Origin of the sequence: Gluconobacter sp. Dm-73 (assembly GCF_018256215.1) — a bacterium.
Classification (GTDB): Bacteria; Pseudomonadota; Alphaproteobacteria; order Acetobacterales; family Acetobacteraceae; genus Gluconobacter; species Gluconobacter cadivus.
Map to the genome: position 1 here is coordinate 1 of NZ_JAERLW010000020.1, position 11,433 is coordinate 11,433.

11 protein-coding genes are annotated in these 11,433 nt (G+C 53.4%); 8 read left to right on the forward strand and 3 right to left on the reverse strand.

Annotated elements, in window-relative coordinates; all coding sequences use genetic code 11:
• Positions 1–546 precede the first annotated feature (546 nt).
• The 3 genes from repC (at position 547) to JK176_RS14675 (ending at position 2,720) form a co-directional block, all read left to right on the forward strand.
• A complete protein-coding gene (gene repC / locus JK176_RS14665) occupies positions 547–1,791 on the forward strand; it encodes a plasmid replication protein RepC (protein ID WP_211588372.1) in 1,245 nt (414 codons plus the stop codon).
• 52 nt (positions 1,792–1,843) lie between these two features.
• Positions 1,844–2,128 (forward strand): DUF2312 domain-containing protein, encoded by a 285-nt coding sequence (locus JK176_RS14670; RefSeq protein WP_211588373.1) that lies wholly within the window; start codon positions 1,844–1,846, stop codon positions 2,126–2,128.
• Between the two features lie 382 nt (positions 2,129–2,510).
• Positions 2,511–2,720: a Fic/DOC family N-terminal domain-containing protein gene (locus tag JK176_RS14675; protein WP_211588374.1), complete on the forward strand. Its 210-nt coding sequence runs from the start codon at positions 2,511–2,513 to the stop codon at positions 2,718–2,720.
• 206 nt (positions 2,721–2,926) lie between these two features.
• Here JK176_RS14675 and JK176_RS14680 read toward each other — a convergent pair whose 3' ends face one another.
• The gene (locus tag JK176_RS14680; RefSeq protein WP_211588375.1) at positions 2,927–3,778 is read right to left on the reverse strand and encodes an SDR family oxidoreductase; all 852 of its coding nucleotides are present in this window, start codon (positions 3,776–3,778) and stop codon (positions 2,927–2,929) included.
• 149 nt (positions 3,779–3,927) lie between these two features.
• Between JK176_RS14680 and JK176_RS14685 the strand changes: the two genes are divergently transcribed.
• The 3 genes from JK176_RS14685 (at position 3,928) to JK176_RS14695 (ending at position 6,747) form a co-directional block, all read left to right on the forward strand.
• Positions 3,928–4,854, forward strand: coding sequence for a LysR family transcriptional regulator (locus tag JK176_RS14685; protein WP_211588376.1), 927 nt, complete (start codon positions 3,928–3,930; stop codon positions 4,852–4,854).
• 137 nt (positions 4,855–4,991) lie between these two features.
• Positions 4,992–5,774, forward strand: coding sequence for an SDR family oxidoreductase (locus tag JK176_RS14690; protein ID WP_194268044.1), 783 nt, complete (start codon positions 4,992–4,994; stop codon positions 5,772–5,774).
• Between the two features lie 91 nt (positions 5,775–5,865).
• Positions 5,866–6,747 (forward strand): MBL fold metallo-hydrolase, encoded by an 882-nt coding sequence (locus tag JK176_RS14695; protein ID WP_167369419.1) that lies wholly within the window; start codon positions 5,866–5,868, stop codon positions 6,745–6,747.
• Positions 6,748–6,816: 69 nt separating this feature from the next.
• Here JK176_RS14695 and fumC read toward each other — a convergent pair whose 3' ends face one another.
• Both fumC and JK176_RS14705 read right to left on the reverse strand, forming a co-directional pair.
• The gene (fumC, locus tag JK176_RS14700) at positions 6,817–8,265 is read right to left on the reverse strand and encodes a class II fumarate hydratase (protein ID WP_211588377.1); all 1,449 of its coding nucleotides are present in this window, start codon (positions 8,263–8,265) and stop codon (positions 6,817–6,819) included.
• Positions 8,266–8,268: 3 nt separating this feature from the next.
• Entirely contained in the window at positions 8,269–9,909 is a 1,641-nt protein-coding gene (locus JK176_RS14705) for an NAD-dependent malic enzyme (RefSeq protein WP_077804224.1), read from the reverse strand.
• Positions 9,910–10,016: 107 nt separating this feature from the next.
• Here JK176_RS14705 and JK176_RS14710 point away from each other — a divergent pair, with 107 nt between their 5' ends.
• Together JK176_RS14710 and JK176_RS14715 are read left to right on the forward strand one after the other, a co-directional pair.
• On the forward strand, positions 10,017–10,922 hold the full coding sequence (locus tag JK176_RS14710; protein WP_077804225.1) for a LysR family transcriptional regulator: 906 nt from the start codon (positions 10,017–10,019) through the stop codon (positions 10,920–10,922).
• A gap of 132 nt (positions 10,923–11,054) precedes the next feature.
• The coding region (locus JK176_RS14715) for an EAL domain-containing protein (protein ID WP_211588378.1) at positions 11,055–11,433 on the forward strand (379 nt) is incomplete at its 3' end.

Consider the following 11,433-nt stretch of genomic DNA (forward strand, 5'->3'; position numbering starts at 1 on the left):
TGGCCATCCGGCCCCTCTGCTCTGGCGTCCACATCCAGAGCTTGAATCACATCAGACCGATTTTCCAAACAGGCTCTAACACGGAGATGTGAGAAGAAAAAAGTCTTCATTAACGAATTGTGAAAAAAAGTTATGAAAGGCCTCTTTTGTTCTCATGGGCTCCTCATAGGACCCCGCGGGAGCAGGGTAGAGATGAAAGTCGCAGATCGCTGTGATGTTCTCTGAACGGCGAGGAGAATGTGATGAGGATCTTTCTTTCTCGTTGCAGGAGACGCATACAAGTCAGCCGCCTATTTGGGCTTGAAGAAGGAATTATTTGAGTGAGTTAGCCAGAGCCCAGATACGTTTAAGGCCCCGCTTTCACGAGGCCCTAGAACGTAGTCCCATCGGTCGCCAAACCGATTGAACTGGATTGAAATTTCATCTGCTGATTTTTCAGTCCTACATTTCAGCTTCGAATGCAAGAGTTTCTTGCAAACGGGAGGGGCTTGTTTGAAGGGTTGGAGAGCAGGGCTTCGGAAATCCCGAAATCCTGAGAAGTTTTCCATGACCTATTCTCTTTCGCATGACCCCCACCAGGCGGGCGTGAGGCGCATCACCGCCGCCATGATCCTCGCGGAGATGCAGTGCGAGGCCCTGCCCCGAAGTGGTGCCAGCAAGGCGCAGATCCTCAGTGCGTTGCACACGGAGCCTCGTGCGCTTGGCCTTCAGCCGCGCCAGTCCGATCTGCTTGGCTTTCTGATCAGCCGCACGAAGCCGGTGGACTGGGAGGACGACAACCTCACAATCTGCGCCGTGCGCAATCGTGACATCTGCGAGCGGTTCGGCATCGAGAGATCCACGGTCAAACGCTGGTTACGCGGCCTCAGCGAGTTAGGCTGGATCATCATGCGCGATAGTCCGAATCAACAGCGCTGGTTGAGACGTGACGGCCGCAATGGGGCCATCCTTGAGGGATACGGGTTCGATCTGTCGCCGCTCTCTCGGCGCTACGACGAAATGCTCCAACGCGTTGAGGCCTTCAGAGAGCGGGAGCGCGAAGGAAAGCGCCTGCACAAGCGTGCCATGATCCTGAGGCGCCGCATCACGGCCCTTTCCGTCACGGCGCTTGAGACGGTCAGCGACAAGGCAGAGGTCATGAGCATCCAGCAGAACGGGCATCAGCTCCTGGGAATGCGTGGCAATGACCACGACCTGGACATTCTCTCTCCGCTGGTAGAGCAGATGGAGGGGCTGGTCGAGCGTCTGGAAGCCCTGATCGCAGGTGCTGACCCTGTGGAAATGGACCCCATGGGGCGCACTGATGGACCACACAATACTGATACAAACCCAAATACGATAACTAAAGTTACTGTAAGCGGAGCCGGCTACGCCGGCGTTGGCATAGAAGAAGGAGTAGTTGGGTCTGACAGCACCTCCCATTCCAAGGCCTCGCCGCTTCGGGGCTTCAAGGCCGGGCCGAACTTCCTCCTTCAGCTCGTCCCGGATCTGCGCGATCTCTGCACCAGCAGTCGCCCACATGAGGCCGAGCTGATTGGGGCAGTTGAAATGCTCACGGGCTCTCTGGGGATTTCATCTCATGCCTGGCGTCAGGCGTGCGGCGTGATGGGCCGATATGAGGCAGCCGTCGCGGTGTGCGTCATTTCCGCCAAGGCGCGAAAGGGCAAGGTCAGGTCGGCCGGTGGGCTGCTGCGGGCCATGATCGAGCGCCACCTCGACGGTACGTTGGCTCTGGACCGGACCCTCTATGGCCTGGCGTCTGATCTTTCAGCCGACCGCACCTATCATTGAGGCGTCAGTCGCAGATGGGATCTGCAGAATGGGCGAGTGAAAGGAGAATTGTATGTTGGCACATGAGGAACAGGACGTAGCACCTGCTGAGACAGCAGCTCAGACTGGAGGAATTGCGGCGAATCGTCTCAGGTCCATCATCGAGCGTGTCGAGCGGCTGGAAGAAGAGCGAAAGGCACTGGCTGGCGACATCAAAGACATCTTCAGCGAGGCCAAATCGGCCGGCTTCGACGTCAAGATCATCAAACAGATCCTGAAGCTTCGGAAAATGGAGCCCGCCCAAGTCGAAGAGCAGGAGACTCTTCTGGACATTTATCGCCGTGCTCTGGGAATGTGAGTCAGTGGTGTGTCCATTGTGGACACACCTTTTAGGAGAGAGCGAATTTCTACGCCAACAGTTGCAGCCTTATCCTACCGTGTGGCCATGGTGTCCGGAGCTGTTGGGATCAGCCTGATTCTCGCGGGGTATGCGCGACTGAAATATCTCCAGTCTCACCCAGCGTCATCTTGCTTGTCGGCCGCGACGACCGAGCGGCTTCTTGTGATCGTATTTTGTGGAGCGATCATCAATATCGCTGTCGCTTTTCTTGTGTTCTGAAAATATGCAGAAGAATGGGCACAAACCTTTAAGAGATCTCCAACAGAAAATTTTATTGAAAGGTTTTCAGCACAACCTTTAATAAGATTGTTTTTCAAGTTCTCTGATAAAGGTTTGGGGCATGAAGCGAACTGAGCTATCCGGTGGTGTCCGTGAGCGTCTGGTCCGTCTTCCAGCCCCTTATCAAATCAGTCGTATTCTCAGCCGCCGCGAAGCCGTCAGCAGTTCGGCGATAAAAAGAACCCATAGCACCCTGGATGAACTTCTTATCGCCGACGAAGATGACGATCAGGCAGGGCAGACGGTTCGACAGGTTCGGGATACGCGCTAGCTCTGGAGCGGTTTGTACCATCGGCTCTCATACAGGGCCGTCAAATCTTTCAGGTCGAGCTGATCCAAAACCTGCATCGTAGTGTACTCGGGCATGATGCGACTGCCAGATCCTGCCTTCATTGTTGAGATGATCGTCAGGAAAAGGATTGCGCGAAGCAGACGGCGACCAGAGTTCGCGATGCCCGGAACTGATTAACCGAAAGCTCACGCTTCCCTCATCCATTGCGTAAATTTTTGCGCCCAAGCCGGGTTCCAGCGTGAGAGTGCGGGGCGATTGTGAATCATGTCGTCGGCCGACCACTGGATGCGGCGCGTATCCATTTCGGATGTAACTTCGTTGTCCGGACACAGGATGTGGAAATCCTCATTGAATATCCGCTGCAGAAAATAATCTACGACCTGTTCCGCTGTCCATGCGGCCTCCGGTTTACGGTCATGAGGCCCATCCTTGCCGTGGAAATTCATAGGGGTCCATGTATAACCCGGTACCAGCAGGTGGGCCGACACAGTCCCTCCCGTGGAGACCAGAAGTTCATGGGCCAACTGCTCGGTGAGCACCTTCACTGCCGCTTTTGCGACAGAATAGGCGGCGTGGCCAGGCGGCGTAGTAATCCCTTCCTTGGAGCCAAGATTCACCACGGCCGATGGACGTTTTGCGGCGATCATATGTGGCACGAATAGATGTTGTGCGCTGAGGACGGCGCGAAAATTTACGTTTAGAGTCCGATCCCATTCATCTGGTGAAGCCCATGGACCGGCTTTGCTCAGCACACCGACATTATTCACCAGTAATCCAACGTCCCCAAAGCGGGTTAACGTTTCGTCACGCAAGCGCAGAAGCACCGTATCATCGGTCACGTCACCCACGACAGTCAGTACGTCAACGGGAAGCGTGGGCGCCAGCGCCTCCAGCGCGTCTCCGTCCTGATCAAGAAGTGCCAAGCGCATCCCGCGGGTCGCAAATTCTCGGGCAAGAGCAGCACCAATGCCTTTTGCTGCACCGGTGATGACTGCGACACGATCCTTTGCGACGATTTTCCGCATTCTTTCTGACATGCACGTTGCTCCTTCTGTCTGGGGCACCAAGAAAGGTGATTTATCAACGGATCCTAGCGCAACCTCATAAGGCCTGGAATTGAGTCAAAAAGCACATGGTGTATGATTATATTCAACAAATATGAATGAACGAGCGGGCGAAACGCATCATGCATCTTTCACGTGGAGATCTGGGAGATCTCAACCTGTTCTGCGCCATCGCCAAAACAGGTGGATTTCGCAAAACTGCAGCAGAACTGGATCTTTCTCCATCGGCCTTGAGCCACGCTATCCGCGGACTGGAAAAGCGCCTGGGTGTCCGTCTCTTTAACCGGACCAATCGCAGCGTCACGCTAACGCCGGCCGGACGGGAATTGCTCTCGCATGTCACATCAGGACTCTCGGAAATCACCAATGGGCTCGAAGCGCTCAATCGTTATCGGGACCGCCCTGCGGGTCAGTTACGTCTGAACGTACCGACGGATGCCGCCCGTCTGATTCTGGCTCCCGTTATAGCGCGCTATGTCGCCCTTTATCCCGAGGTGCGTCTGGAAGTCGCGGTGGATGATGTGGTGGAAGACATCATCGAACAGGGCTTTGATGCAGGTGTTCGCTATGGTGGCACAATACCGGAAGACATGATCGCGGTCCCGCTCTGTCCCGATCTAAGATGGGTGACAGTCGCATCGCCTGCCTATCTTGCTTCAGCTCCACCCCTTCGAGGCCCGGCCGACCTACACCAGCATCGCTGTATAGGGATCCGGATGGGAAGCGGAAAAATCTATCACTGGGAGCTGGAACGCGGCGAGGAGAAAGTCTTTTTGGACACGGACTGGTCAGTGATCGTCAACGAAACCGTTCTGTCTATCGAGATCGCCGAACGCGATGGGGGGATCAGTTACAACCTTGAAAGCCGGGCGGCAGTGCAGATTGCAAACGGGTCGCTCGTCAAGGTCCTGCCCGAATGGGCTTCTATGGGACCGCCGCTCTTTCTGTATTATCCCAGTCGTCGGCAACTACCTGAAGCATTACGGGCTCTTATTCGCCTGGTACAGGAACAAAAGGCTGTCTACAGCATTCCAGGTGAACAGGAGTGATCACCCCGTTGATTATAGCTCTTCGCCGATCATGTGGATTTTTAAGAATTGAGCGCTTATCTCCGGGGGGAGTGGCAGTAGATATTCCTTGCGATTTGTCACTCCGTTTTATCCAACTTTGGGAAGAGTGAAGACAGATGAGCAAACTTGCCATGATCAGCGGATCGTCCTCGGGCATTGGTTTCGAGATTGCATGTATCCTTGGCGGCATGGGTTATGATCTCGCCATCTCGGGGGCCAGCGATAAAATCCACGACGCCAAAACAGAACTCGAAAAGATCGGGGTGACAGTCTATGCCTTTCAGGCGGATGCAGCGACCTATGACGGCGTCGAAGGGTTCTGGCAGTTTACGAAAGATATTGGCAGAAACGTCGATATTGCCGTTCTCAATGTTGGCATCGGCCTGGGCGGTGCCTTTGTTGATAACAAGCTCGAAGATGATTTCCGGGTCATTGCCATCAACATCTCCGGGACGGTGCATCTGGCCAAGCGTGTAGTGCAGCACATGGTGCCCAACAAGGCCGGCCGGATCATGATTGTCTCGTCCCTCTCGGCAACCACACCGACGCCTTACGAAACGGTCTATGGTCCCTCCAAGGCATTCGGTTTTATGTTTGCAGAATCCCTGCGTGAAGAGCTTCGCGATACGGGCGTGGGTGTCACTGCTCTGCTCCCGGGTGCAACAAACACGCGTTTTCACAAGAATGCCGGCATGGCCACCAGCAAGATCGACCACGGGCCGAAAAATGATTTGCATATCGTAGCGCAGCAGGGTGTCGACGCTCTCATGCAAGATGAAGATATGGTCGTTGGCGGCGATGCCGCAACCAAGCAGCAGGCTATCGACAACCGCACGACACCTGAGACGGTGAAAGCGGCTCGTCATGCCGTCCTTTGCAAACTGAACGGCGTCGTCTGATCAGGTAAAGCACTGCTGACATGGTGTCGGATTGTTGCGGGCGGACTCTGTCGTCTGTCCGCAACTCAATGAGCACCCAAGGGACAAGTTCATGTCATCAAAACGAATGTTTCAGGCCCCTGAAATTAGCCGTTACCGTGTCGGCGAGTTCGCCGTAACGGTTCTGAGTGACGGCTCTCTGGACGGATCATTCGACATGCTTGAAGGCATCGACAATGATGAGGTATTATCACTTTTGATCGCGGCGAATGTCTCATCTTTGCCGCGTATGTTCATTAATGCTTTTATCGTCGAAATCGGAACACAGACCATTTTGATTGATGGGGGTGCCGGAAATATCAACGGGTGGGGCGGACGTCTGGTTCCTGCCATGGTTGCTGCAGGTTATGATCCCCTACAGATCGACACGATCCTTCTCACACATGGGCACAGCGACCATGTTGGAGGTTTGGCCGGTCCTCTCGCCACAAAACATTTCCGTAACGTCAAAAAAGTTTTCCTGCATAGGGCGGAACTGAATTTCTGGCGAGACGATGAGGCACGCAAGGTTGCATCTGCCGATTATCAGCGTCTGTTCGACGTGGCATGCAACGTCCTTGATGCTTACCAGCAGCAGCTCACACCTTTCGAGGACGGAGATGTTCTGCTTCCCGGGATCACAGCTGTCCATTTACCAGGACATACACCAGGTCATTCCGGTTATCTTTTGGAAAGCGAAGGCGACTCCCTCCTGGTCTGGGGAGATATCCTGCATTTCCCTTATATTCAGGTGGCACGTCCTGACGCCACATTTGCCTTCGATTACACTCCCGATTTGGCTGCAAAAACACGTCGTAAGATTCTCACCGAGCTTTCCCAGAATGGTCGATATGTAACGGGTGTACACTTCAATGCACCCGTTAGAGCAAAAATAGAAACTCTCGGAGATTCGTTCCAAATATTTTACGAGCAACAGTCTCGCGATGTTGATTAGCGGCTCTTACTAAAAAGCACTCGGCTCTAGGAAAAAGAGGAATTGTGCAGTTTTAGGGTGCTATCGCCATCAGGCTCCCCCGACCCCATGACCGATCATTGTCATAGGGTCGGCGAGCCGATCGAATGTCTGCTCATCAATATAGCCGCTTTTGAGAGCAGCGTCCCTAAGTGTCATATCCTGCTCCATCGCCACATGGGCAATGGCAGAGGCTTTATCGTATCCGATATCAGGACTTAGTGCTGTCACCAGCATGATCGACCGTGAGACCATTTCACGAATACGTTTCAGATTAAGTTCTGTACCTTCGACAGAATACTGACGGAATTTCTGGCAACCATCAGACAAAATACGGATTGCATGCAGGACGTTATTGATGACGATCGGTCGCATGGCGTTGAGTTCGAAATTGCCCTGACTGCCGGCGAAAGCGACCGCGGTATCATCACCAATGACCTGAATCGCGATCATGACGAGGGCCTCACATTGAGTAGGATTGACCTTGCCCGGCATGATCGACGATCCGGGCTCATTTTCTGGTAGCCGCAACTCACCCAACCCGCATCGTGGCCCGGAAGCCAGCCAGCGCATGTCGTTGGCGATCTTCATGAGTGCTACGGCCACGCCTCGTAAAGCTGCGCTCATGCGAACCATGGCATCTAGAGTACCTTGGGCGGAAAATTTATTCGGCGCTGTAACATATGGCTCGCCTGTTAGTTGGGCTATGGCATTGGCCATATCGACGCTGAAACCTTTAGGTGCATTTAGGCCGGTTCCAACTGCGGTACCGCCAATCGCGAGTTCGAATAACCCTGCACGTCCCAGCTTCAGGTTTGCGATGGTCTCTCGGATCTGATGAGCATAGCCGGACCACTCTTGCCCAACCGTCAGCGGTACGGCGTCTTCAAGGTGAGTGCGTCCGATCTTGACAACGTCCACCCAGCACCCTGCTTTTTCCTCGATGGTGGTGGCCAGAGCGTCCAGCTCCGGAAGCAGGCGCTTATCAAGCAGTGTAAGTGTCGCAATATGCATCGCTGTGGGGAAACTGTCGTTGCTCGACATGCCCATGTTAACGTCGTCGTTTGGGTGAACAGGGTTTTTGCTACCGAGTGTTCCACCTAAAAGCTGGATCGCCCGGTTGGACACCACTTCGTTGATGTTCATGTTGCTCTGTGTCCCCGATCCAGTCTGCCAGACAAAGAGCGGGAAATGAGCATCCAGTTCGCCAGCAATGACCTCGTCACAAGCTTGAGTAATTGCACCTGCTTTGAGAGCAGTCAGGCGACCACCTGCCGCATTGACCTGCGCTGCAGCTTTCTTGACGATCCCATAGGCATGATAGACTTCCATTGGCATCCGGTCGTTGCCAATGGAAAAATGCTCAAGACTGCGCTGCGTCTGGGCACCCCAGTAGCGGTCGGCTGGGACGTCGATCCGCCCCATTGAGTCTGTTTCGACACGCGTTCCCGAAACGTTGAGGCCGATCCGGGTGTCTCGCAGATGAAGCGGAAGAGCCACGGATCAGTTCTCCTCTAACGTAGAGTATTCCGGACGGTAGAGCTTAGCTTCAATCCAGTCCACGATGTCTTCGGGTTCAGGGACCTGAGCCAGGCCCGATTTGAAGATTTGACGCGCGACTTTGATGGCCGTGTTGATCTCCACACGTAGGACATCTTTTTGCGGCGGAAAAAGCAGGCCATGGGTACGTTGTTCCGTTGTGACCTGTTCAGCGGTTGCCTTCGCAGCTTCAAGGAAGACCTCGTCGGTGATGCGTCGTGCCTGTGTTGCCCAGACAGCCAGTGCCACGGCGGGGAAGATATAGAAATTATTGGCCTGTCCGGGGGTGAGCGTTTTGCCATTCAAAGTAACATCGTCGAACTGGACGCCAGCAGCGAAGAGGGCACGGCCGTCTGTCCAGCGATAAGCTTGCTCCGCGGTACATTCCGCCTTGTCGGTGGGATTGGAGAGCGCGAAAATAACGGGCTTGTCGTTGATGCTCGCCATGGTGCGAACGACTTCCTCGGTGAAGCCACCCGCGTTGGTGCTGACGCCGATCAGAACAGTGGGCTTAATGGCTCTGACTGCCGCCGCAAGGTCTTTCGTCGCGGCATGGGAGTGGGCGAACACCTTCTGAGACGGATTAAGATCCTGCCGCGAAGGTTCGATCAAACCGTTGATATCCATCATGGAAATGCGGGTGCGGGCGTCAGCTTCAGAAAGACCTTCGTCCTGTAATGCACTCACGATCATATTCGCGATACCGATCCCGGCAGACCCTGCACCGTAGAACAGGATACGCTGTTCTTTCAGCGCCTCGCCTTTGATCGACAGGGCGGTGTCGAGGCCCGCGATCGTAATGGCCGCAGTCCCCTGAATATCGTCATTATAGCAAAGGATTTTGTCACGATATCGCGCCAATAGGCGGATGGCATCGTCTCCTTTCCAGTCCTCAAAATGTAAGCAGCAACGAGGATAAAGCTCTTGAATGGCTGCCACGAGTTCATCAACGAATGCGTCGAGTTCGTCTGACGATGGGGGTGCCTGCCGCAAACCGAGATAGAGTGGATCGTCAATCAACTCCTGATTGGTTGTACCGATATCCAGTAACATTGGCATCAGGCCCTGAGGCGGGATGGCGGCGCAGGCCGTATAGAGCTGCAGTTTGCCTACCGGGATCCCCATGCCATTGGCTCCGATATCTCCGAGCCCCAGAATACGGCCGCCGGAACTGACGCAAATGAAGCGCACATCTTTTTCGGGCCAGTTGGCGAGTATCTCTTTCACACGACCTTTGTGACGTAGCGAAAGATACATACCCTGTGGTCTCTCGAAGAGACGGCTGTACTGAAGGCAGGCATCAGCGATTGTCGGATCGTAAACAATGGGAAGAAAGCGCTTCGGATCAGACATCACAACCTTGAAGAACAGGGTCTCGTTACGCTGTGACAATTCGTTCAGATGGAGAAAGCGCTCGAGATCGTTACTCTTGCTGTCAAGCTGCCATAGGACGCGCTCCATCTGCCGATCAAGGGTTTCGACGGCGTCTGGCAAGAGGCCGAGCGTACCATTCTTGTGCCGCTCATCGTTTGTGAAGGCAGTTTCGCGGTTGTGAACCGCATCCAGAAGGGGAGGGAGTGAAGGTACAGTGCGATCGGACGTCATGTCTGTCTCCATTCATTGATGTACTCACAATGGCTGTGTGTTTATCGCGCTGGTAGTCACATAAAAGACATTGTATCTGTGTTTGAAATGCAAAGATGGTACTCTCAATGCACGATGACGCCGGTGATCTGAGATTTTTCGTACTTCTCGTTGAAGCGGGGAATCTGACTGCAGTCGCGCGTCACCTCAACGTTTCGGCAGGAGCTTCCAGTCGAAGACTGGCTCGGCTGGAGGAGCGGCTTGGCGTACGTCTGGTCACAAGGACATCAAGACGCTTCGACCTGACGGACGAGGGACAGACGTTTTATGAGCGTGCTGCAGAGATCATGATTGATATCGAGGCGGCTGAAGCAGAGATTTCTGCCAATCAGAAGGAGCTTCGTGGTGTCCTGCGGATCGGGGCGCCACTTGAACTGGGGCGCCGTCGGTTGGCTGATTTTGTCAGTAAATTTGCCGATCGTTTTCCAAAGCTGCGTGTGCATCTCCTCCTGTCAGACGAAGGACTGGATGTCGTTAATAGTCGCCTTGACCTGGCCATTCGGATTGGAATGCCAAATGAAGCAGGAACTGTCGCGACGAAGATCATGAATAGTGAACGGGTCATCTGCGCTTCTCCAGCCTATCTCGAGAGGTTTGGCATGCCGACCACCCTTGCCCAGTTAACTGAGCACCGTTGTATTTGCCTGATGCGGGGGCATGAACTGGGGATGCTCGACCAGTGGAGACTATCTCGTTCGGGTGAAGCTCAGATTGTAGAGGTAACTCCTCATCTCTCGACGACGAGCGGCGAAGTGGTGCATGACTGGGCCCTCAAGGGCAAAGGCATCGTATTCAAAGTCTTGTGGGACGTCAGCGACGACCTGCAACGCGGTAGGTTGGTCCGTCTTTTTCCAGAGTACCAGGGGGAAACAATCGGGCTATTTGCAACGATGCCCAGTCGACGCAACGTCCCTCTACGCGTTAAAACTTTTCTCGATAATTTAAGAGACTTTTTGGCGCACCCTCAGTCTTGATTATATGAGGAGAGGTAAGTGTCGATACATTATGAAAATAAAACAGAGGAAGACCAGTAAACGTTGATACGCATAATACGTTAACGATATCGGAACGTTTTACACCGTATTAACCCTGAAAAGGGAAAGACAATGAACCGGCATTTCAAAATTGGTGAAACGACGATTTCCGTGTTGCCTTATTTCCAACCAATTGTATCAATGAAATCTGATCAAATTATTGGTTATGAAGTTTTGAGTAGATTTTTTGATTGTGGAAAACTTCTCGATACCAAGAAAAGTATCGAGCGGTTCGAAAATAAAAAACTCCTTGATGGACTCCTTATTTTTCTTTTGGAATATACTTTCCGTCACCGACTTAAATTCAATCCCAACCTGTTTTTCTCGTTTAATCTTTCACCATCGCAGATATCGGATGCCTGTATTCTTGATGGCATCCTGTCCCTCATCAGCCTCTATGAGTTCCCGCACGAGCGCATCAAAATCGAAATTACTGAAAGCGTGATTATTT

Excerpts from the sequence above, each read along its gene's own strand:
- repC (WP_211588372.1), top strand. The coding sequence starts at position 547 with ATGACCTATTCTCTTTCGCATGACCCCCACCAGGCGGGCGTGAGGCGC.
- JK176_RS14670 (WP_211588373.1), top strand. The coding sequence starts at position 1,844 with ATGTTGGCACATGAGGAACAGGACGTAGCACCTGCTGAGACAGCAGCT.
- JK176_RS14675 (WP_211588374.1), top strand. The coding sequence starts at position 2,511 with ATGAAGCGAACTGAGCTATCCGGTGGTGTCCGTGAGCGTCTGGTCCGT.
- JK176_RS14680 (WP_211588375.1), bottom strand. The coding sequence starts at position 3,778 with ATGTCAGAAAGAATGCGGAAAATCGTCGCAAAGGATCGTGTCGCAGTC.
- JK176_RS14685 (WP_211588376.1), top strand. The coding sequence starts at position 3,928 with ATGCATCTTTCACGTGGAGATCTGGGAGATCTCAACCTGTTCTGCGCC.
- JK176_RS14690 (WP_194268044.1), top strand. The coding sequence starts at position 4,992 with ATGAGCAAACTTGCCATGATCAGCGGATCGTCCTCGGGCATTGGTTTC.
- JK176_RS14695 (WP_167369419.1), top strand. The coding sequence starts at position 5,866 with ATGTCATCAAAACGAATGTTTCAGGCCCCTGAAATTAGCCGTTACCGT.
- JK176_RS14705 (WP_077804224.1), bottom strand. The coding sequence starts at position 9,909 with ATGACGTCCGATCGCACTGTACCTTCACTCCCTCCCCTTCTGGATGCG.
- JK176_RS14710 (WP_077804225.1), top strand. The coding sequence starts at position 10,017 with ATGCACGATGACGCCGGTGATCTGAGATTTTTCGTACTTCTCGTTGAA.